22 protein-coding genes are annotated in these 21,750 nt (G+C 47.2%); 6 read left to right on the forward strand and 16 right to left on the reverse strand.

The window, feature by feature from the left end; genetic code table 11:
- Positions 1-32: 32 nt before the first annotated feature.
- The gene (locus AC4G47_RS20200; RefSeq protein WP_145319258.1) at positions 33-614 is read right to left on the reverse strand and encodes a xanthine phosphoribosyltransferase; all 582 of its coding nucleotides are present in this window, start codon (positions 612-614) and stop codon (positions 33-35) included.
- A gap of 203 nt (positions 615-817) precedes the next feature.
- Between AC4G47_RS20200 and AC4G47_RS20205 the strand changes: the two genes are divergently transcribed.
- A complete protein-coding gene (locus tag AC4G47_RS20205) occupies positions 818-1,873 on the forward strand; it encodes a YkvI family membrane protein (RefSeq protein ID WP_491102350.1) in 1,056 nt (351 codons plus the stop codon).
- A 135-nt stretch (positions 1,874-2,008) separates the two neighbouring features.
- On the opposite strand, the gene AC4G47_RS20210 is transcribed toward AC4G47_RS20205, so the two are convergent.
- The 4 genes from AC4G47_RS20210 to AC4G47_RS20225 all read right to left on the reverse strand — a co-directional run bounded on the left by AC4G47_RS20210 (position 2,009) and on the right by AC4G47_RS20225 (position 6,132).
- Positions 2,009-3,139, reverse strand: a complete 1,131-nt coding sequence (locus AC4G47_RS20210; RefSeq protein WP_491102351.1) for a glycosyltransferase family 4 protein — start codon at positions 3,137-3,139, stop codon at positions 2,009-2,011.
- Between the two features lie 390 nt (positions 3,140-3,529).
- Positions 3,530-4,078, reverse strand: coding sequence for a GNAT family N-acetyltransferase (locus AC4G47_RS20215; RefSeq protein ID WP_491106750.1), 549 nt, complete (start codon positions 4,076-4,078; stop codon positions 3,530-3,532).
- A 107-nt stretch (positions 4,079-4,185) separates the two neighbouring features.
- Positions 4,186-5,226 carry a hypothetical protein gene (locus AC4G47_RS20220; RefSeq protein ID WP_491102352.1) on the reverse strand — a complete coding sequence of 347 codons (1,041 nt, stop codon included), beginning with the start codon at positions 5,224-5,226 and terminating at the stop codon, positions 4,186-4,188.
- A 102-nt stretch (positions 5,227-5,328) separates the two neighbouring features.
- On the reverse strand, positions 5,329-6,132 hold the full coding sequence (locus tag AC4G47_RS20225; RefSeq protein WP_491102353.1) for a Cof-type HAD-IIB family hydrolase: 804 nt from the start codon (positions 6,130-6,132) through the stop codon (positions 5,329-5,331).
- A 128-nt stretch (positions 6,133-6,260) separates the two neighbouring features.
- Between AC4G47_RS20225 and AC4G47_RS20230 the strand changes: the two genes are divergently transcribed.
- Positions 6,261-6,758, forward strand: a complete 498-nt coding sequence (locus tag AC4G47_RS20230) for a hypothetical protein (protein ID WP_491102354.1) — start codon at positions 6,261-6,263, stop codon at positions 6,756-6,758.
- On the opposite strand, the gene AC4G47_RS20235 is transcribed toward AC4G47_RS20230, so the two are convergent.
- Both AC4G47_RS20235 and AC4G47_RS20240 read right to left on the reverse strand, forming a co-directional pair.
- Entirely contained in the window at positions 6,713-7,459 is a 747-nt protein-coding gene (locus tag AC4G47_RS20235) for a pseudouridine synthase (RefSeq protein WP_491102355.1), read from the reverse strand. The genes AC4G47_RS20230 and AC4G47_RS20235 overlap by 46 nt on opposite strands.
- Positions 7,456-9,153 (reverse strand): RsmB/NOP family class I SAM-dependent RNA methyltransferase, encoded by a 1,698-nt coding sequence (locus AC4G47_RS20240; protein ID WP_491102356.1) that lies wholly within the window; start codon positions 9,151-9,153, stop codon positions 7,456-7,458. Before AC4G47_RS20240 ends, AC4G47_RS20235 begins: the two co-directional genes overlap by 4 nt.
- Positions 9,154-9,374: 221 nt before the next feature.
- On the opposite strand from AC4G47_RS20240, the gene AC4G47_RS20245 reads away from it, so the two are divergent.
- Positions 9,375-9,923 (forward strand): thioredoxin family protein, encoded by a 549-nt coding sequence (locus tag AC4G47_RS20245; RefSeq protein WP_491102357.1) that lies wholly within the window; start codon positions 9,375-9,377, stop codon positions 9,921-9,923.
- Between the two features lie 217 nt (positions 9,924-10,140).
- Here the strand turns inward: AC4G47_RS20245 and AC4G47_RS20250 are convergent, their stop codons facing one another.
- From AC4G47_RS20250 to AC4G47_RS20260, 3 genes are all read right to left on the reverse strand, one after another.
- On the reverse strand, positions 10,141-10,623 hold the full coding sequence (locus tag AC4G47_RS20250; RefSeq protein WP_491102358.1) for a DUF309 domain-containing protein: 483 nt from the start codon (positions 10,621-10,623) through the stop codon (positions 10,141-10,143).
- The gene (gene yjbM, locus AC4G47_RS20255) at positions 10,610-11,425 is read right to left on the reverse strand and encodes a GTP diphosphokinase (RefSeq protein WP_458126247.1); all 816 of its coding nucleotides are present in this window, start codon (positions 11,423-11,425) and stop codon (positions 10,610-10,612) included. The genes AC4G47_RS20250 and yjbM overlap by 14 nt, the downstream gene beginning before the upstream one ends.
- 134 nt (positions 11,426-11,559) lie before the next feature.
- Positions 11,560-12,657, reverse strand: coding sequence for a quinone-dependent dihydroorotate dehydrogenase (locus tag AC4G47_RS20260; RefSeq protein WP_458126246.1), 1,098 nt, complete (start codon positions 12,655-12,657; stop codon positions 11,560-11,562).
- A 253-nt stretch (positions 12,658-12,910) separates the two neighbouring features.
- Between AC4G47_RS20260 and AC4G47_RS20265 the strand changes: the two genes are divergently transcribed.
- Positions 12,911-13,048 carry a hypothetical protein gene (locus AC4G47_RS20265; protein ID WP_017689367.1) on the forward strand — a complete coding sequence of 46 codons (138 nt, stop codon included), beginning with the start codon at positions 12,911-12,913 and terminating at the stop codon, positions 13,046-13,048.
- 42 nt (positions 13,049-13,090) lie between these two features.
- On the opposite strand, the gene AC4G47_RS20270 is transcribed toward AC4G47_RS20265, so the two are convergent.
- The 3 genes from AC4G47_RS20270 to AC4G47_RS20280 all read right to left on the reverse strand — a co-directional run bounded on the left by AC4G47_RS20270 (position 13,091) and on the right by AC4G47_RS20280 (position 16,377).
- On the reverse strand, positions 13,091-14,533 hold the full coding sequence (locus tag AC4G47_RS20270; protein WP_491102359.1) for a L,D-transpeptidase: 1,443 nt from the start codon (positions 14,531-14,533) through the stop codon (positions 13,091-13,093).
- A 182-nt stretch (positions 14,534-14,715) separates the two neighbouring features.
- Positions 14,716-14,958 carry a ferredoxin gene (locus AC4G47_RS20275; RefSeq protein ID WP_017689369.1) on the reverse strand — a complete coding sequence of 81 codons (243 nt, stop codon included), beginning with the start codon at positions 14,956-14,958 and terminating at the stop codon, positions 14,716-14,718.
- A 117-nt stretch (positions 14,959-15,075) separates the two neighbouring features.
- Positions 15,076-16,377, reverse strand: a complete 1,302-nt coding sequence (locus AC4G47_RS20280; RefSeq protein WP_491106751.1) for a DNA polymerase IV — start codon at positions 16,375-16,377, stop codon at positions 15,076-15,078.
- Between the two features lie 532 nt (positions 16,378-16,909).
- Here AC4G47_RS20280 and cimA point away from each other — a divergent pair.
- The gene (cimA, locus tag AC4G47_RS20285) at positions 16,910-18,529 is read left to right on the forward strand and encodes a citramalate synthase (protein WP_458126244.1); all 1,620 of its coding nucleotides are present in this window, start codon (positions 16,910-16,912) and stop codon (positions 18,527-18,529) included.
- A 121-nt stretch (positions 18,530-18,650) separates the two neighbouring features.
- Here the strand turns inward: cimA and AC4G47_RS20290 are convergent, their stop codons facing one another.
- Positions 18,651-19,202 carry a TlpA family protein disulfide reductase gene (locus tag AC4G47_RS20290; protein ID WP_491102360.1) on the reverse strand — a complete coding sequence of 184 codons (552 nt, stop codon included), beginning with the start codon at positions 19,200-19,202 and terminating at the stop codon, positions 18,651-18,653.
- A 225-nt stretch (positions 19,203-19,427) separates the two neighbouring features.
- Here AC4G47_RS20290 and AC4G47_RS20295 point away from each other — a divergent pair, with 225 nt between their 5' ends.
- Positions 19,428-19,919, forward strand: coding sequence for a M67 family metallopeptidase (locus AC4G47_RS20295; RefSeq protein ID WP_458126242.1), 492 nt, complete (start codon positions 19,428-19,430; stop codon positions 19,917-19,919).
- Here the strand turns inward: AC4G47_RS20295 and AC4G47_RS20300 are convergent.
- Both AC4G47_RS20300 and AC4G47_RS20305 read right to left on the reverse strand, forming a co-directional pair.
- Positions 19,905-20,642 carry an exonuclease domain-containing protein gene (locus tag AC4G47_RS20300; RefSeq protein ID WP_062833651.1) on the reverse strand — a complete coding sequence of 246 codons (738 nt, stop codon included), beginning with the start codon at positions 20,640-20,642 and terminating at the stop codon, positions 19,905-19,907. The genes AC4G47_RS20295 and AC4G47_RS20300 overlap by 15 nt on opposite strands.
- The gene (locus tag AC4G47_RS20305; protein WP_491106752.1) at positions 20,639-21,724 is read right to left on the reverse strand and encodes a DUF294 nucleotidyltransferase-like domain-containing protein; all 1,086 of its coding nucleotides are present in this window, start codon (positions 21,722-21,724) and stop codon (positions 20,639-20,641) included. The genes AC4G47_RS20300 and AC4G47_RS20305 overlap by 4 nt, the downstream gene beginning before the upstream one ends.
- Between the last annotated feature and the right edge of the window lie 26 nt (positions 21,725-21,750).

Here is a 21,750-nt window from a genome sequence, read left to right on the forward strand (position 1 = left end):
GTTCTAAAAATAGGCCCTATTCCTTTAAAATGTCACATTTCGTTATCGTCAAATTGTACCGTTCCATCGTTCAGGGAACGAATACGTACCAAGGCTTCCACCGGAATACCCTGTTCACGAATCGTGCGGGCCCCCGCCTGAAAACATTTCTCGACCACAACGCCGAATCCGACGAGTTCCGCACCGGAACGTTCAATAATTTTGATCACTCCACGAGCGGCATCTCCATTAGCAATGATATCATCAATGAACAAAATGCGGTCATTCTCATGAATGAACTCGCGGGAAACCATAATGTCGGTTACGATTCCTTTGGTAAAGGACGGTACGCGTTCACAGTAAGCATCAGGATCAGCCAGAAGCGTTTTTTTGCGACGAGCGAATACGAGCGGTACCCCAAGTTCATGGGCTGCGGCAAAAGCAACCGGAATTCCTGAGGATTCTACCGTGATTACCCGAGTCACTCCACTTTCACGAAAACGGGCAGCAAACTCCCGTCCCATCTCCATCGTTAGTGCAGGATCAATCTGGTGGTTCAACAGACCATCCAGCTTCAACACCTGGTCCGAGATGACAACACCTTCTTGTAAAATTCGTTGTTTCAATACTTCCATGATTTGACCTCCCAAGCCTATCCTATGAGGTAAAAGTATCATATATCTATCTATAAGTTCAAGCGAAATTGCCAGGGTGCTGTCCTTAAGGTGCTATTCAAGCAGAGCTTGCTATCCATTGTCATGACTTTCGTGGGTCAAGCATACCTTGTACCATGGCACCCGCATGTCCAAACTATTTAGGGGCCTGAGAGGGGAAACACATGAAACAGGCATTTCGGGTGCTGCAGATCTCATTTACATACATTGGAACGGTGGTCGGAGCCGGCTTTGCAACAGGGCAGGAAATATTGCAGTTTTTTACCCAGTATGGCAAATGGGCCACCATTACCATAGGCTTATCCACCATACTCTTTGTCTGGTTAGGTACCAAAATGATGCTCATTGCTCACGATACCGGTTCCCGCTCTTATGAGGATTTGAACAAACATTTATTTGGCCACAAAGCGGGCAAATGGATCACATGGGTGATCCTTCTCATTCTCATCGGCGTGAACAGTGTCATGCTTGCCGGAGCAGGTTCCGTGTTTGTTGAACATCTGGGTTTGCATTATCAGACGGGTCTGATCGTCACACTTGTAGGTTCATATCTGCTTCTTGGTCGCGGCATTCAGGCCATCCTTCAGATGAATAGCATCGTCGTGCCCATGATGCTCCTGTTATCTCTGCTCATGATAACTAGCACCCTGCATCATCCAGGTGCATTCCGATTCATAACGCTGACGACAGACTCAAGCCCTTTTCAGGTGTGGTTGTCTCCACTGCTGTATACTTCGTTTAATTTGGTGTTGGCCCAGGCCGTACTAGTACCCTTGGGTAACCAGATTCGCAGTCGGAATGTCCTCAAATGGGGCGGAGTACTCGGCGGAATTGGCGTAGGTTTCATGCTGATGGCAGCTCACTTCGCCATGTCGGCTCAGATGCCAGGCATCATTCAATTCGAGATTCCGATGGGCAGCATTGCCTTTCAACTTGGATGGGCAGTGCAATCCGTATATGTATCCCTTATTTTCATGGAAATATTCAGTACGTTTGTAGCAGACATCTATGGAATGACTCTGCAACTCAGACAACACATACGTGTACACCCCCGTTTCATTACATTAACCATTATGCTGTTATGTTACTCACTCAGTCAGTTTGGATTCAGTTCCCTGCTATCCATCCTTTACCCTATCTTTGGAAGTATGGCAGTAATCTGGGCTGCCAAATTAGTGCTAAACCGTTCGGGCACCTTTCGTGGACGCAACAATACATAAACTTCACGGTTATGTATATCATTATGTTGATAAATATCAATTGGTTGATGACCCTAGGTCACCCCGCGTACTTTCCTTGAGGATAACAAAAGCCGCTGTTTCGCACAGCGGCTTGCACTTCTTTGCTCTTTTTTTCTAGGCTTGACTGGGAAACTGCAAGTACATCTTTTTCAGCTCATTCACCGACCTGCCGAGAGAGTAATGTGTTTTGGCTTTTTCACACGCCGAACGGGCAAGCTCATAACGGTAAGCCGGGTCCAGCATTACCTTTTCGAGCGCTTCAGCCAGCGCAGAAGGATCTTCTGCGGGTACAAGCAACCCATTGCTACCATTCTCGATCTGTTCGGGTATACCACCTACATCCGTGCCGACAAGAGCCAGGCAACTCAGAGCCGCTTCTGCAAAGACAGAACCAAATGCTTCTGCCCGTGAAGGCAATACAAAAATATCGAAGAATGGCATGAATTCCTCAGGGTGAAGTGTATAACCATAGAAAATGGTCTCATTATAAATGCCCAACCGCTGCGCTAATTCTTCCAGGTCAGGACGAATCGGCCCGTCTCCAATAATATGTAACACATAATCATGACCTCGGCCCTTCAGTTCTGCACAAGCCCTGAAAAGAATATCCAATCCTTTCGCTGGAACAAGCCGACATACCGTGACCAGCTGTGGTATGGCATTATCATGGGGAATTGGCTTAAACCGCTTCTCATCGAATCCATTGGGGATCACTCCAATGACATCAGGGTCCTTCACGTAGGGGGCCAGATAACGACGGAACGAATCCGAGACCGTTAAGAGGCGTTCTGCCTGATGCTCCAGCTCACCGTATATCGCAAGCAGAAATCGATGCTCTGGCCCATCCGTTTCAATACGTCCATTCAGAATTAATTCGCGTTCATAACTGGAGTGAATCGTCTGGATGAGGGGTTTATCCGGGAAAACCGTTTTCATTGCAAGTCCCGCAATCGGGTGGTGAGCATGAATCAGATCATAGGGCTTCTGAATACGCAGTTTGGTCCACCATAGGTAATCACGATAGGTTTGAATATATTTTTGGACAACAGGACTGTCCTGATATTCGGTCCAATCGAATGTTTCGAACTGAACTTCTTCTCTGCCCTTGTTGCGAATACGTTTCGGCAACGAGAACAGATCCATTTCCCACCTCGGGGTTGTAAACCTCTCCTGCATATACGGGATCATAGAGGATACACCTCCGGGCTGCTCCGGAGGAAAGAAAAGCGCCTGCAGCAATTTCACCGTTAGTTTCCCCCTTTCTTGCTTACGTTCTTTCAATGCATATACATTCATGATATATCAGAACATATGTTCAGTAAAGATGCAAAATGAGAATCCCTCTCAATTATTCATCCTTGAATGGATGCACATCTTCTTTCTTGTCTGCGTATTGCTCTACTGTCCATTATGACATAGGGAAGCCAGAACATCTATATTACATTAGACGCCGCAAGCCTCCAGTGAAGATCACCTGTTTGCACTGCTATGCTCATTCAGGTTAATCTGAATCAGCTGTTTGTTCACCAAGTCGTATATACAACATATTCACGAACTGTGCCCCTCAGAAGTAAAAAGCCACGATCCTTCAATCTTTATGGTTGTCCGCAACGCGTTCGTTAGATAGCCCAATTTTTAGCTGAGCAGCTCCACGGGCTTCTCATATGTACTGTAACCATCTGTCTCTCCCAAAAAGGTATACCCATTTCGCGCATAAAAAGCATTCAACGTCACATTGCTCGCTCCGCAGTCCAACCGAACCGTATGTTTGCCCTCAAACTGAATGCCACTGCTGGACCATTGCAATATCGACTGCCCCAGACCGCTCTGAGCATATTTCCGTCGAATTGCCAAACGATGCAGATAGATTGCGCCATCCTCGGCGTGAGCTTTGGTACCCCAGAGATGAATATCCCACGGGCTTGGCTGAACCATAAGGATAACCATTCCCGCTACGTCCGCACCTTTTTTGAAAACAAAAACATCTCCACGCCGAATTGCCCCTGCCGTATCATGTGAATCTTCACCTTTAAGCAAAGCGTTCCATTGGGAAGAACCTTGGCTCTGTAACCATTCGGCTGTCTCCACTAGCAGCGACATTACATCCTCCGTATCTTCCGGCTTCGCCTGAACCGCTTGAAAACCATCGTTAATTAATTCGCTGCTGATTCTGAATGAGTGCATCATGGTATCCTCCGCTTCCTGATCTCTATTAAACTAATGGTACTATACCGGGAAATGGATTTTTCGTCAAAATGAGAACAAAAAAAAAGGTAAAAGGCAGCTGCCTTTTACCCGTCTATTCTGGCTTCATCAATAATCTGGTTTCGATATAACATCGTCAGGTGCAGAGTATCAAACTCCATTTCCTTGTCCAACTCCTGCATTAGCACTTCGACCAGACTCTTGCGCTGCATGCTGGTTCCAGGAACCTCGTATTCAATGTATCCCGTCAGATCAGAATGAGAAGTGTCTATGGTTGCTGTACCCACAGGCAATCCACCTCGCTCCTGAAGAAACAGCTCATATACCCTGAACTCCCGATCCTTACGCTTCAGCATGACATAACAAGTTTCTTCGGCAGCTTCCAACTCATCCAAATCCGATTCATCGCTATCCTCATACTCCTCGGAAAAATCGCGATGTATCCACTCTAGCGTCTCAAGTTCGTTGCCCTGATGCCACATGCGGATTGTAATCGTATCAATGATGTCCTCATCCAGCTCCCTGACCAGCAACTCTGCCGCGGCTTCCAATTGATTCTCATCAGGCTCATCGTACCAGTGTATTTCGCCTTGTGCGTCAGCACCATATTGTTTTAAGGAAGCTTCCGCAAGTTCCTGTCCATCGACATCATTAAATAGATATGTTGAGATGCTGCGTCCTGCGCTTATCATTTCCATCTCCAGGACATGATCCCGATCTTCATATGTAAACGATTCGGCTTGTGCACCAGGAATGACCTTCGTTTCAACACTGTCTTTATCGTCATCGCTCTCTTCATCATAAATGATATCCTCGGATGACCAAAACGACTCTGACTCAGGCATGTGCAGAACCGAATGTAATGAGCCACAACTGACCAGCACTTCATAATATGCAGCTTCCACCGCGTCCGCGAGAGATCGGACATAGGCATGCACTTTTTCCACAATACGTTCTTCTACATCATCTGGAAGAGACTCCTCATCGATCTGAAGACTACCGGATAAGCGATCCCCTTCTCTGTATACCACAAAAAGTGACCCGGCATATTGTCCATTGACCATTACATCCTGTACTTCACCACCTGATGTACGCAGGTCAGCAACCAATTCCACCTCATGTTTCATAACCTGTCCTCCATTCTTAACGTTATTCTCTTAGGATGCCCCTGAGGACGGTAGATTATGAGGCAGACATTCATTTCAGAACTAAGATCAGCAGACAGAACGTTAGACGGATAACACATATTTTTGGATTGCGTGTGCCACTCCTTGCTCATTATTGGAGAGTGTCACCTCGTCTGCGGCAGCTTTCACCTCATCCGGTGAGTTATCCATGGCAATGCCTTTGCCTGCAAAGGTCAGCATCGTAATATCATTGAAGTAGTTACCGATCGCCATGATCTCCGAAGGCAAGATTCCCTTCGATTCGGCAAGCCTTTTGAGCGCAGCGCCTTTGGACGCTTCGGGATGCATCAAGTCAATAAAAAAGTCACCACTCCGTGTCATATAATAAGGCAGATTCCAGGTAGACCACTCCTGCAGTACAGCATCCATCTGTTCAATAGGACCAAATGCAGTGAATTTGGCCAGCGGCTCTGTCATGTCAACCCACTTGGGTAGCTTCATAGGCTCTGCCATGAAGTTGTAGTACATCTCACGCACTTGCAACCCCAAACCTTCCGGTTGATCGACATACAGGCCAAAAGCCGTATTGATGTCAAAATGCACTCCATTGGTCCGGCAGTAGGTGATGATGCGCTCAAGTCCCTGTCCATCTAATGCAAAATGATGAACCACTTCACGTGTATCCACCTGTGCTGTTACGGCGCCATTATGTGTAATGACATATCCATCAAGTCCCATCTGTTCCATAAAAGGAATCGTGTTGGCCGGACCTCTACCCGAACACAGAACGATCTCCGCTCCCTGACGGGAAGCTTGGATCAAGGTCTCTTGAGTCCATTCAGTAAGTTCATGATGATCATTGAGCAGTGTTCCATCTACATCAAGTGCAATTAATTTAATGGTCATTTTTGGTTTCATCCTCATCTGTTTAGTAGTCGCACCCACCCAAACCCTCCCTTCCGAGGGAGGGCCCCAGAGGGCTCTGCCCTCTGGACTCCCGTCTTGCTCACCGGCGGGAGGTCGGGTCTTGCTATGTGACGGTTGCCGTAGGAACGCTTGTTGCCGGGCACACCGCTGGTCAGCGGCGGTCCCGCCCAAGCTTAACCGGGACCATTACGGGCAAGGCTTCGCTTTCTGCCCGGCTCCCTGCTCCACTTCGTGAAGGGCGGGAGCTTTCTCGCCTGCGGCGGTTAGTGTCGGGGCTTCGCTCCCCTTCACGACTCCCTGCTCCGCTTCGCGAAGGACGGGAGCTTTCTCGCCTGCGGCGCCTAGTTTCGGGGCTTCGCTCCCCTCCACGACTCCCTGCTCCGCTTCGCAAAGGGCGGGAGCTTTCTCGCCTGCGGCGGCTAGTTTCGGGGCTTCGCTTCCCTTCACCACTCCCTGCACCGCTTCGCAAAGGGCGGGAGCTTTCTCGCCTGCGGCGCCTAGTTTTGGGGCTTCGCTCCCCTCCACAACTCCCTGCTCCGCTTCGCGAAGGACGGGAGCTTCACTTCCGCAGAAGGTTCAGCTCTTCTGCGGTTAGTTCACGATAGCTTCCGATAGCAAGATCGGAAGCCAGTTCCAAGTCACCCATGGCTACGCGTTTCAGATAAATCACACGTTTGCCTACCGCCTGAAACATGCGTTTTACCTGATGAAATTTCCCTTCGTGAATAACAAGCGAGATCAACGATATCGTGCCTTCTTCCGTCTCTTCCTGACCAAGTATTGTCAGCTCCGCAGGTAATGTCTCGTATCCATCATCCAGCTGAATCCCGGCTTTGAAACGTTGCACATCCTCTTCATCCACATTCCCCAGTACACGGGCTTCATAGGTTTTGGGCACATGCTTGCGTGGAGATAACAGATCATGCGCAAGTGGACCATCATTGGTAAGAATGAGTAGTCCTTCCGTATCCTTATCCAGTCGTCCAACAGGAAACGGATTGAAGACCCGATCCTCTTTCCGGAGCAAGTCCAGCACCGTCTTATCTCTGTTATCCTCGGTAGCAGACACGACACCTGGAGGTTTATGCAGCATCAGATAGATCATCTCCCGATACACAATTCGCTCCCCATCAGCCTCGATGACGTTAACCTCCGGATTCACCTGCACACCGCTGTCCTTCACCACTTTGCCATCTACATGGATTCTGCCTTGCTTCACCATCTTTTTGAGTTCACTCCGTGTTCCCACACCCATATGACTCAATATCTTATCCAGACGCAACGTTTGTTTGCCTTTTCCACTCATACCGATGTCCACCTCCAGCCTGCCGGATATTCATTCTTCAGTACACCATCCAGCCATTTTCCCCAGCCAGCAGCATAACCATCTACACATACAAGAACATACCCTTTGGCAACCGTATCCGCCTTGAGCACCACTCGTTCTTCTTCAATATTCAACGTTTCACCCTTGAGGTACCTCACGGCTTCGCCATCAGCGGATGACAGACTCACACTTCGCCGTGCCTCCGATGCATTCAGAGCACACGCAAGCGGGTGCGACGGAACAAATCGACCATTCTTGATCGTGCCCATAAACCAGCCTGGACGAATGACTTTCAGTCCCTCCAACCGGGCTGCCCCAACTGGCGATTGATACACACGATCTCCGTAACATACCGTTTCTCCGACGAGCTCAACCTCCAGTTGTTCTTTCATAAACTGAGTGTAGATCTCAACCGGGTCAATACTCGCCTGATCCGCTCCGCGTCCCTTACCCCGGTCCGACTTTCGACCACCGTGATCTTTGCCTTTCTTGCCATGCCTACCCGGATTCTTGCCGTCACCGGTCTGTCTGTCATGGGACGCTCTGGATTCGATTCGCATCAAACGCTCTTTTTTACGATCAGCCTTGGTCATAGCAATTGAAGAAGCAGCAATAGAGTGATCCTGGTTCCCCTCTGCTTCAATCCTGGACACATCCGCGACCTGTCCACACTCCATTGCTCCTTCTTTAACTACTCCCGGTTGATCTTTTACTGATCCTTGCCCTACACGATGCTGTAGTACAGAGACATAATGCCCTTCTCCTTCCAAAAGGTGAGGCCACAATCTTGCGGTACCACGCGTTTGATCCAGCACAGCTTTCGTCTCTTCTGCCTTCTCAGGCATCATCTGACGCACCCATTCTGGACGTCCTGGAGCGAATCCTGTCTCTTCTGGAATGTCCACTACAACGAAATCACGGTTTACATTCAGGAACTCTGCAATCATCGCTTCATTTTCCTCCGGCGCAAAGGTACATGTGGAATATACGATTGTTCCTCCCGGGGCCAGCAATCGTGCCGCAGTTTCGAGAATATCGCGCTGCATTATCACACATTTATCCACTGAATGATGTTCCCACGATTTCACCATGTCTTCATCTTTGCGGAACATGCCTTCACCTGAACAAGGTGCATCAATTAATACTTTGTCAAAATAATGAGGAAACGCATTCGCGATCCGCTCGGGCGACTCATTCAGTACAACGGCATTTCGCACCCCGTACAATTCCACATTCTTGGCCAACGCTTTGGTACGTTCAGCATGGATATCGTTCGTGACAAGTACACCCTTGCCTTGCAGCTTTGCTGCAATTTGTGTCGTCTTTCCTCCCGGAGCTGCACACAGATCAAGCACACGATCTCCAGGTTCCACTTGCAATAATTCAACGGGAGCCATAGCACTTGGTTCCTGTATATAATACAGACCTGCATGATAATAAGGGTGCAGACCCGGTTTAACACCATGTGGTACATAGAACCCTGTCTCACACCACGGAATTGATCTTAGATCAAACGGAGCAATCTCATCGAATTCCTCCATCGATATTTTCAACGTATTCACTCTCAGCCCCGCATGGGGAGACTGCTCATAAGATTTCATAAATTGTTCAAACTCATCGCCAAGCAAACTTTTCATTCGCTCGGCAAATATCAAAGGTAGCTTTACACCCATATTCCCACTCATCCTGTCTTGGTAAGATTGCATTATCGTTTTATTTTATCATATCCAGACTGTGCTTTCCTATCATATCGTATCTATTCCACTACAGCGTGTAATGTAGTATAATGGCAAGTAGATTGATTTCTGAGCAAAAATTCGGGTGTTTATGCATATTATCCCAACCTTTATTTTTGCCAAAACTATATTTCGATATGATCGATGGGGGATGTCCAATGAAATCCAAGAAGAAAAAGAAAAGTGCTGCGATCCTTATTTTCCTGGGTATTTTAATCATTATGATTGCAGCACTGGTTGTCGTAGACCAGCAATCCAAGAAACAGATGGATACGGTAGAGAATGCTTATGGCATCGCTGCCTCCAAGCTTAATCCAGCTACAAGGGAGTTGCTTAGCGATCCCAATTATCAACAAATTATTGTGCCCGCTGATCTCAAAGCAAAAATCGATAACAAAGATAGCTTCTTTGTTTACTTCTTCGCTTCCGACTGCTCACACTGCCGTGCCACTACACCACAGTTGATGCCGCTGGTTGACAGTGAAGGCATCGAGCTTCCGCAGTTCAATCTGCGCGAATTCGAAGCTGGATGGACGGATTACAACATCGAATTCACGCCTACACTCGTATACTATGAGGCTGGTGTCGAGAAGGACCGTATGGTTGGCGGACTGCAAGAGAATGGCAGTGACCAAGGCTATACGCTGGACGATTACAAACAATTTTTCCAAAAATACAAAGGCAGTTCCACTCCTTCGGCAAGCTAACGGATAGTTCAATATCGACACTAACCGCAGTAAGATACTGCTGTCACCCGGTATTGCTCCGATAAAGGACAGGCATACCATCTGCAATGATCTGAATATGACGCAATATTCAAAAAACACCCCGATCTTTCCCTTTACAAGGAATCATCGGGGTGTTTCATATACATGGAACTTCATGTCCAAGGAATGCTCATTTTGACGCTAACGTTAATTATGTTCAACTTTTGCCCTGATCCATCGCCTTCATCTTCTCTTCGTAAATTCGTCCTCTAGTGGGACTCCGGCGCTGTGGAATATTAGGCTTCAGCTCAAGCGATCTCCTAAGTATCTCCTGTTCCAGTGCCTCATCAATAATCCGTATGGACAAATCCCTGTAAGTCACAGACTGAGCGTCGGATTCAGACAGTTCCTTCACGAGTTTCTTTACTTCCTGTACCAAAACCCCAAGATCAATGCCCAGAGTTGTATCAGGATAAGGTTCCAGAAGATCAACTGAACTCTGTAACATCATTATGCCTCCGCGGAGATTGCCATTCCTGAAGTGGTACAAACCAACAGCAATCTGCAACAATCCCTTATAGAGAGAATCGCGGTCCCGTTCAAGCCACAATTCTTCCAGCACCTCATGGCACTCGAAATAATCCTGATCCCGATTGAAGTAAATTAAGTAGTCAATGTACAGTGACTCATAGATGCTCATCCGGATTTTCGCCCTTTCTGGCGTTGTTCAGAAGTTCTTTCACGTCATCCAGCAAGTCTTTGAGTCCTTCCATGTCGTGTTGTTCCCAGCAATCGTTAAAGCGCTTCTGTGCCTCAATCGCTTCACTGACAAGATGGTAGAAGTATAATTGATGAATAATATTCAATGTTCTTGACACGATATTGGAATCATCCTCAAAGGCCTTCTGTGCCTCCAGGATCTGCAAACGAATCGCTGACATCTCGTTATCCAGTACAAAAGCGGCCTCAGCCGTCTTTTTCAGTCTGGCGCGCATGTCATCCGGTAAACCCTCCCGAAACTTGTAACTCAGAGAATGTTCAATGGTAGCCCAGAAATTCATGGCAAGCGTTCGGATCTGTATCTCGGCCAATACTTTCTTTTGTCCCAGAGCCGTCTGAACGGGATACTCAATAATCATATGGAAGCTGCGATAGCCGCTCTCTTTGAAATTCGTAATATAATCTTTCTCAATTAAAACCGTGAGATCCTTGCGGCCCCGAATGTACTCGGCAACCCGACGGATATCATCCACGAACTGGCACATGATGCGGATACCTGCAATATCCTCAATGCCTGTTTCCACGTCATCAAGCGACACATTCAGTCGTCTGGATTTCTCCAAAATACTGGATATTTTTTTGACACGACCGGTAACAAATTCAATCGGGGCATACTCTTCCCGTTTCTTCAGCTCCGCCCGCATTGTCTTAAACTTGACTTTCAATTCCTCTACCGCTTGTTCATAAGGAAGTAAAAATGTACCCCAGTCTCTACCGTCCATGCTTATGCCTCCTGTCTCTATAGCGTCCCCTGTTCTATTCCATTATACATGATGTTTGGTGGGGGGAAGAGTCCCGAACCATTTTACGCTCTTCCATGCTTCTATATTTTCATTCCGAGGATGCACAATCCTTCTCAACGATGCTCCGCACCAACTGCTTCAGAGATATGACGATAACCGTCCTTGCGCAGTAACTCACGCAGTCCGGCATGAATACGCCGATTCACCTCAGGTCCTTCATAGATCAATGCTGTATATATTTCGACCAGGCTTGCTCCAGCTTTAATTTTCTCGTATGCATCCTCACTTGTGAAAATGCCACCTGAACCGATAATCGGAAGTTTCCCTTCGGTCTGACGATAGATCTGGCGAATAATTTCCGTTGAACGCTCACGCAGAGGTTTACCGCTCAGACCCCCAGTTTCCTTCGCATGTTGGTGAGAAAGTCCTGTGCGGCTGATCGTTGTGTTCGTTGCAATAATGCCCGCAACGCCACTATCCGCAATCGTGCGAACCATATATTCAAGCTCCTGATCGTTCACATCCGGTGCGATTTTCACCAGTACCGATTTGATCGCCCCACCCGCTCGTGCATGCTGCACGTTCATCTCGTTCATGACCGCAGCGAGCAGTTCCTTCAATTCATTCCCATGTTGCAGATTACGCAAATCCGGTGTATTTGGTGAACTAATATTGACCACGAACAGATCCGCATAATCGTATAGCGCCTGAATGCACTTCGAATAGTCCAGGTGAGCTTCCTCATTAGACGTTGCCTTATTCTTGCCGATGTTAACAGCCACCGGAATGCGGCGATCCTGAAGACGTGCCAACTCGCCTGCCATAGCTTTCGCACCGAGATTGTTGAAGCCCATCCGGTTCACCAAAGCCTCATCTGGAGGCAAGCGGAACAGCCGTGGCTGATCGTTACCTGGCTGCGCAAGTGGCGTCACGGTACCCACTTCCATGAATCCAAATCCAATGGAAGAAAAGCCCGTTACAGCCTGTCCGTTTTTGTCCAGGCCCGCAGCCAGACCAACAGGTGTAGGAAAATGACAACCGAACATGTCAACAGCCAGATCCGACGTTTCACGAACACCATACATCACACGCAGTCCGGAAGGAACTGGACGGATGCTGCCCATGCCACTAAGGCCGCCAATAATCAGATGATGGGCCTGTTCAGGGTCCATTTTGAATAACAAAGGTTTAGCAAGACTTCTGTATAACAAATCACTCACTCCGTTCTGGTCCGGTACGCCAAAAAGCCGTTTGCCGTCTTTTCATATGTAAAAAACACTCTACACTCAAGTCTATCCGTTTCTTATTAAAAAGGAAAGTAGTTTGCGCATAGACAGCACAAATCGAATAATACAAAATGCTCACAAGAAATCCACCCGCCTACTGGAAATGGCGAGTTGAATTCTTTACAATGAGAGCATGGTTACTCTACACCAGTCCTATTCCAATAAGGAGGAATAACTCATGGCTCCCAAACGTAAACCACCTGCGCTACAGCAAAAGAAAGAAGAAGTGAATCGCAAAGCCATTGCATGGACAGCAGCCAGTGTAGGCGGCTTGATCATCATCATTGGAGCTCTTATCATTATTGCCAACATGTAGATGATTCAGGCTGATTGCATCTCATTCTACATATCAAGCAGGTCAGTTCAGCCAGTGATACGTTTTGCTCGGATTATTTTGTTTCGGAACAAGTGTATGTTGATAACGCTGTTTCGCTTCTGGAACAAGCGTTAGATCTGGCAGCACATCTTCTCCGATGCGTACTGGAGTGCCTTGCGGAGCAAGAGCGAATAACTCTTCTACATCTCCTGTGCGCATTCTCACACATCCAAGGGACTCATCCAGTCCGATACTGTCCGGCTCGTTGGTCCCATGGATGGCATAATTCGTATCCGAGAGCTGCATGCCCCTGCTTCCGAACTCACCGTTCGAGCGACCATTTGGATTGACCACTTTATCTGTAATAACAAATGCTCCCTCCGGTGTTCGATTACCACCAAGTCCCACGTCATACATACGAACTATGGTGTTCCCACTGATCAAAGCAAGTTTATGTTTATCCTTATCAATGACAATCTCAAGCGGTTCCTGCAAAAAAGGCTTACCACCAAGCGTATCCGCAAAAGCGGCATTTTTGCCTTGAGGGGAATTTGAAGTTGTCGGACCGCTCTCTTTCCCACTCGGATCGCCCTCTCCTTCCTGTGCCTTTCCTTGATGCACGGCTAACAGCTTTGGAAACATCTCTGTCATACCCGGTGCAGTCTCTCCCAAAATATTATTCGGAAATGGCTGGGCCAATTGCGTTACGCTCTTGGGCCAGGCGCCCTTTTGTTTGCGATAGGCAACGATTGCGCTCGATAATGATGCAGCGGCTTCTTGCTTGGCGGTCCACGCCAAGGCCATCTTTTTGATTTTCGGCATCACTTCAGGAGGTTTACAGTTACACTGCTCGGCATCATAACTCTGTGCAGTTAATTTCCCGCTTGTATTGGTCTGCACAATGTATTTCACAGGCATATTTCGCTTCCATAAAGACCAATCATCCGAAGTTTGCATCCCCAGTACAGCCGAAGTCTCTACTTTCGGACCAGACCCCGACCAGGCAGCAGCGAGCGCAGCCTCGCCATGGTTGCCTCCACCAAATGCTGCAGCAGTGAACACATTACTTGGCGGAATGGCTGCAGTCCCATCCTGCTGATCCGCTGCTACAGGGTCAGGCATGTCATCCGTGGATTCCAGTGCAGATGACAGTGCATCGACTGCTTCACGACTGAAACCCGGAGCATCCGCAGGTGGCAGACCTGCCAGAACAAGCAGCATTAACAACGTAAGCCACATTTTGCGTCTACGTAGTTTTTTCTCCTTTTGCTCAGACATCTCCACCAATTTCTCCTGATAGTCCACCCAGATGTCAGCAGGAGCTTTACTACGTTCAAATGCTTCGTAAACCTCGCCCGCTTGCTGAAAACAATAGTTGGCTTTAGCCTCCTGTCCTTCGCCCAAGTACTCCTTTCCAAGTAGATACCAGGCCATTTTATTGTCGGGATGTTTCTTGACATATGTTCTTAGATGAGTATTTTGCATCCGATCCTCCACTATTTCGCCTTTTTCCGTATAACATTATATATCGGCATAACCAGTCGATGAATCCATAGGACTTCAGTACCCGGTGGGAAAAGGGGTTTCGACAATAATCGGAGACAAAAAAAGCACCTTCCCTTGTCGTAAAGACAAGAGAAAGTGCTCAGTGTTCATGTGAGAAATACTTAGCCCTCTTTATTGAAAGGCTCGTCCGCTACTTTGATGGAATCTGTAGGGCAGCCGTCGCATGCATCCTGCATATCGTCAAACAAGTCGTCTGGAATAGCTTTAACACCATGGTTAGCATCGCCGTCAAAGATAACTTCTGCCAAACCTTCATCATCGTAATCGTAGATGTCAGGAGCCGTTGCTCCACAAGCACCACATGCGATGCATGTGTCTTTTTCAACCCAAGTATATTTACTCATTTACATTCTCTCCTCCTAAAATTCGAAACGTACAGTGTTTTTATCTAGAAACATATTAAACCAAAGCAAGAATAATTACAAATCATTTTGCAACCACAAGTCTCTATTATCCCCTATTCAATCAAGACTTTGCAAATTATCTTTTTGCAGGGAAGTCCCCCGCACTTTATGATTGCGAAGCAGCACGGAAGGATCGTCCCCAAGCATACCTGCGGTCACAACGGCATTCTCACCAAACTTATCGCGTAACTGATCCATAATTCGAATCAGATTGTCCTTCTTGGGCTTCTGCTCATATTCGAACAAGTCCATCTGTACAGCGGATTCTTCTCTTGGAATCAAGTTTTGAAGCGTCACACCCAGCATGCGTACAGGTTTGCCACTACCCCAATGCTTCTCAAATAGTTTACAGGCTTCACGATAGATGACCGTTGCATCCTCCGTAGGAACTTCCATTAGACGTGATCGGGTGATCGTTTTCATATCTGGTGTCCGAATGGTAATCTGAATACCCTGGCTGAGCATTTCGTGCTTGCGCAATCTTCTGGCTACCTGGTCACTTATATTGAGGAATACACGATGTATATCGTTCATATCCGCTACATCCGCTGGTAAAGTGGTCGTATGTCCAATGGATTTATTGGCTTCCCGTTCAGCGTGAACCGCGGAATGGTTAATGCCGTTTGCAGAATTTTTGAGCCATGCTCCATTGACTCCGAATAGTTCAGTCAACATGTTCTCATCCGATTTAGCCAATTGACCAATCGTCTCAATGCCCAGTTTTTTCAGCTTTTCAGCCGATTTTTTACCAATGCCAAACATCTCGTTACATGGCCTGTGCCAGAGAATCCGGGGTACATCCCTCATACGCAAAATGGAGATACCATTTGGTTTTTTCAGATCTGAAGCCATTTTCGCCAATAGTTTGTTGGGTGCAATCCCAATGGAACAAGGCAGCCCCAATTCATCCTTGATTCTACGCTGAATGCTCTCCGCAATCTCCATCGGATTCCCGAATTGCCTTGAGCCTGTAATATCAAGATAACACTCATCAATGGACGTCGCCTCAAGTTGAGGCGTATAACTATACGCAATTTGCATGAATTCTCTTGAATATTTGCGATAGAGATGAAAATCAGGACGAATCACAATGAGATCAGGGCACTTTTTCATCGCTTGGTGTACAACCATACCTGTTGAGATGCCCCGGTTACGAGCGGCATATGAGCAGGTTACGATTACACCCTTGCGTAGTTCACTGCTACCCGCAACGGCCGTTGCTTTTCCTCTATATAGATCGGGTTCCTCGGCTTCATGTACAGAGCAGTAGAAAGCATTCATATCCACATGCAGAATCACCCGTCCGGCTGTAGGGTAATATTGATCCACATTCGCTGGAGGATTGCCGTCTGAAGACATCATGAACTCCCGCCCTTTCATGCACACTAGTTATTGAAACGAATTTCTTTCTTCTATAGTATATCAAAACCACTATGTAAATTCAGTCACGTGATTTTATTTTCTGTGAGATCTGATCAGAGACCGAATAATCAGCCAACCTACACTTACAACAAGAATCAAAGTGATCAGGGTAATAATCGTATTTCCCCATAAAAAAGTCAAAATCAACCCTCCTTTTCTTCCATTTATTTCAATTAAGCCTTAATAATAGATTATAACACACATTCGAATTATGAATGACTTCCCCTTTTTCGCTCTAAAATCCGATAATTGTTACATGAAACTGCGATTTCTATGTAGCATTTGGCTATAATGGTGCTATAATAATTAATTATACAAATTGACGACTTTAGGACAAATCAGCGCATCGAGTTTAACACAGTGTAGCGTTGCTGAATCGAAGGATTCGTCCACTAACGTACTTAACAGCTTTTCTTAACTAACAATCCAAAACTTTTAAAAAAGCGCTTTATCTCAAAGGAGGATCTTCATGTCAAAGGCCATTTCCATCTTCGATACGACTTTACGTGACGGCACACAAGGGGAGGGTGTCAGCTTATCGGCAGACGACAAACTCAAAATTGCCAAGAAGCTTGATGACCTGGGTGTCCATTATATTGAAGGCGGAATTCCCGGCAGCAACACCAAGGACATTGAGTTTTTCAAAAGAGTCAAGGAATTGAACCTGAACGCAAAGGTTGTTGCTTTTGGTAGCACACGCCGTAAAGGCAGCATCGCTAGTGAAGACGCCAACCTGAAGCGCATGATCGAATCTGGTGCACAGGCTGCTACCTTGGTCGGTAAATCATGGGACTTCCATGTGCATACCGCTTTGCAGACTACACTGGAAGAGAATCTGTCCATGATCTATGATTCCATTGCCTATCTGAAACAGAATGGTATGGAAGTGATCTTCGATGCAGAGCACTTCTTTGACGGATTCAAACATAACCCGGAGTATGCTCAAGCGGTTTTGACCAAGGCTCACGAGGCCGGAGCGGACTGGCTCGTCATGTGTGATACGAACGGTGGAACCATGCCGAACGAGGTACACGAGATCGTGTCTGCACTGCACAGAAGCCTGCCTCATGCACATCTCGGTATCCATACACATAATGATTGCGAACTTGCTGTTGCCAACACACTAAGCGCTGTACAAGCAGGAGCCCGTCAGGTTCAAGGAACGATGAACGGTTATGGAGAGCGTTGCGGTAACGCAAATCTTGCGTCCATCATTCCGAACTTGCAGCTGAAGCTTGGCTATGAATGTGTTACGGAAGATTCCATGAGACAGCTTACGAACGTCGCCAGATATGTAAGCGAGATTGCCAATGTAAATATGCCGATTAATCAGCCATATGTCGGTAATGCCGCTTTTGCTCACAAAGGCGGTATTCACGTCTCTGCGATCCTGCGGGATTCACGCACCTACGAACATATTGTGCCTGAACTCGTCGGTAACAAACAGCGTGTGCTGGTCTCGGAGCTTGCTGGACAGAGTAACATTGTGTCCAAAGCACAGGAATTGGGTCTTGAGTTCGATCCAAACAGTGCCAATTCACGTCAGATTATTGAGAAAATCAAAGACTTGGAGCATCAGGGTTACCAGTTCGAAGGCGCAGATGCCTCGCTCGAATTGTTGATTCGTGAAGCAAACGGCGACATGAAAGAATTGTTCACTTTTGAATCATTCAAAATGCTTGTGGAGAAAACGGCGGGGAAATCCGTTGTTTCTGAAGCCTTTGTCAAACTTAACGTGGCTGGAACAAGTGTCTATACCGCTGCTGAAGGAAACGGTCCGGTCAACGCACTCGATAACGCGCTTCGGAAAGCGTTGGTCCAATACTTCCCTTCACTTGCCAACATGCACCTCTCAGACTACAAAGTACGTGTACTGGATGAGAAGGATGCCACAGCTGCCAAAGTTCGTGTATTGATCGAATCCAAGAACACCCAAAACACATGGAACACCGTTGGTGTATCCGAGAACGTGATTGAAGCAAGTTGGGAAGCTCTTGTGCACAGTTTCCGCTATGCGTTGCTTCAGGAAAAATTGCAGGATGAGCCAGGCATACTTCCTATTCCTGCTCACGGGTTAAGCAACCACTAAAGTACATGTTCAAAAAAGCGGAATTTTTGAACAACCTCTTAACGCTTATTTCCCGGAAAATAAAAAGGAAGCCTTCGTACCCATGATTCATGGATGCAGAGGCTTCCTTTTTTAGTGAACATTAATTTGCTACAAGCTCTTTAATCTTACGTTCCAACTCTTTTTCGGGCAAAATTCCCAAGATAATCTCCTGTATAACTCCTCTGGAGTCAATCAGAACATTCGTCGGAAAAGCCACCCCATTGTATTGGGCATACACTGTCCCCTTCTCGTCCAAGGGGATAGGGAACGTCAGTTGGTACTCATCCACAAAAGCTTTGGCATCTTTGAGTTTATCGTAAGATGTTACATTAACCCCATACAGATCAAGCTTATCCTTGTATTTCGCAGCCATTCTATTCAGCTCGGGAGCTTCCTGTTTACACGGCTCACACCAGGATGCCCAGAAACTGACGAACGTGGCCTTATCTTTCGCGCCCCCGACACTGTACGTCTTCCCATCCATTGCTGTCAGAGTAAAGGCAGGCGCCAGAAGACCCGCACGCGGTCCCGTCTCTGTAGGCATGGGTTCTTCCTGCTTAAATACGGCAGCAATACCGTCACCCGCATTCTGGGCCAGTGCAATACCAACCAGCAAGACAACACCAAGGAGTATGTATATGTTTCGTTTCATAACCCGCCACCCTTTTATATAATTAGCATATTGAAACTGAAACCGTAATTTTTGTGCATGCTAAATGTTAATCACTCTAAATAACAGTTCACCAGAACATGATTCCAAATGTTCTCTTTAATATTGTACCCTTTTCCTTTAAAATTTTACAATCCGGATCACACAAAATAAAATGAAAAAGGACTCCTGCCTAAGCAGGAGCCAAAGAGAGAGGGGTGAATACAAATGGCAGCACTTCACGGGCAGCAAAACGTCTTCTACATCCCTTCTTCCGTAGAACAAGAGATGTCAAAGCACATGTTCCTTTCGCTACCGCAAGAAGCCTGCGGGGTTATGCTGGGTGAAACCGCAGCGGGCGGCATACGAATCAGTCGGTTTCAGCCCATTCGTAACGTAGCACCTGACCCGCTGCACCATTTTGCACTGGACGATGCCGAATGGATTCGGTGCATATTCTCCGAACCTAAGCTCATTGGCATCTTCCATTCTCATCCGCATACAAAGCCTGTTCCTTCCTTAGAGGACATGCAAGCTCTTCCGGCCTTCGCCGGTTTGCTTCAGATGTACCTCATCGGCTCACCTGACCTTGCAACCGGATTGAGATCTCACATGCAACTGAACGGTTATCAGATTGAATCCTCGAAGGTACAACACAACCAGTCTCAAGAGATTGTTCCTTCGTACAATTTGCTTCCCGTTCCATTATGCGTGACTTAACTGGGTATACAGATCACCCAAAGTTTCCACATTTTTACGAGTCATGTCCTCCAGATAGCAAGACCATAACTGTGCAGTCATTTTTGAATCTTCCAACGCATGATGACGTCCATAGATCGGAATACCTCTGGATTCCAGTAATTCATCCAGACCATACCCCGGCCTGCTTGGTTCAAGCCAGCGGGCCAACATCATCGTATCGATTAGACGATGCGTCAGCCTTACTTTTGAAGTCCGCCAAAGAGCTGCATTCAGAAAGGCTCGGTCATGCGCACTCGCGTGTGCAATCAGAACATTTCCGCCTACAAAAGACATGAAATCATGCAATCCCTCCAGCAACGTTGGTGCGTCCAGCGTCATCTGCTGTGTAATACCTGTAAGTTCAGTAATATGTTCCGGAACCGCAGTCTTGGACTGCACCACCGTATAGAACTGTTCTCCTTCCAGCACTACACCACCATGTATACGAACTGCACCAAATGAGATAATCTCATCCCCATGCTGAGGAGAGAAGCCCGTCGTTTCCAGATCAAATACAACGGCATCCAGCTCATTCAAGGGAGTATGCAGCACCTCGGGTCTGCGCTGCTCCCTCATCATGGAACGGATAAACGCCATGTGTTGCGCCGTAGGGGCTCCCATGATGGAAGCGATGGCGGAAGGAACCCCTCCCTGACGCAGCGAATTCCAGAATCCTGTATTGCCCCTTACCGGCTCTCTCATGGACGTCTCCTTTCTGCAAAACGCAACTGTCTTTGCAAAGCACGATGTACTCGTCGGACCAACCCAAGCGTATCCCTGAGCTCATAATGTATCTGCTTCTGTTTCATCTGTTTCTCATCCAGGAATCCACTGCTCTGCTGCAAGCCCTGCTGGATGGCAACCGGCGTACTTCTCCGAAGCTTCAGAGCGGCTGTGAAGGCCCGCTGACAGGCATCCAGTACTGTAAACGGAACAGCTTCAAGCGAAGTCAGTCTCTCCATTCTTTTTAACGTAGATGACTCCTTAATCCCATGTTGCAAAGCCAAATAACGGGCACTGTTCACCAGCGGAATGTACAAACCATACTTGACATCAAATCCGCCTGCATGTTCACCGAATCGCTCTGTAACCACTCGTCCAAGTACATTTAATGTAGCTTTATGTTTAACCGTATTGCGAAGAACTGCATCCGAAAGTTCAGGAACCAGTCTAAATTGGTCATAAAAACTCGTGATCCATTCCTCTGCCAGACTACGCTCTCCTGCAACAAAACGCATGTCTGAAGCGATGATCAGATTACGAACTGGCTCCCAATTCAGATCCGAGCTCCAATCTGCTAATTGTTGCTTCCATGATTCCAGCGTTTTTCTCCAAAGTGGCTCCGAGCACATCACTTTGCCTTCACACTTGGCATAACCAACTTCTTCCAATATATCCGTTATTCGCTGTCCAAGCTCGGCAAAATACGCCTCTTTGCCTTCATGCGGAGTATCGCTAATAATCATGCCATTATCCTGATCGCTCCACAACGTTGCTTCTTCCCTGCCGGAACTGCCAAATACGATAAAGGCATAGGGGACGGGAGGTTGGCCGAAGCCTTCCTCAACCATCCCCTGAATGCATAACTCTACTGCTTTCCGTGCAATCCGGTCATGCAGTTCATTTACCGTTTGGTACCACTCGATCGGCGACAAGGAAGCGGACAACAATTCCTGGAGCTCGTTCTGTAATATCACACGTGCCTGGCGCAGTCCTTGAGAAGACATCGCGCCATCGATTCCCTCATGAGACCAGGAATAGTTTGTATACGAGATGGGTTCCATCATGTCCAGCCTCCTTGAAGCATGTT

The organism is Paenibacillus sp. Negev47 (genome assembly GCF_058313655.1).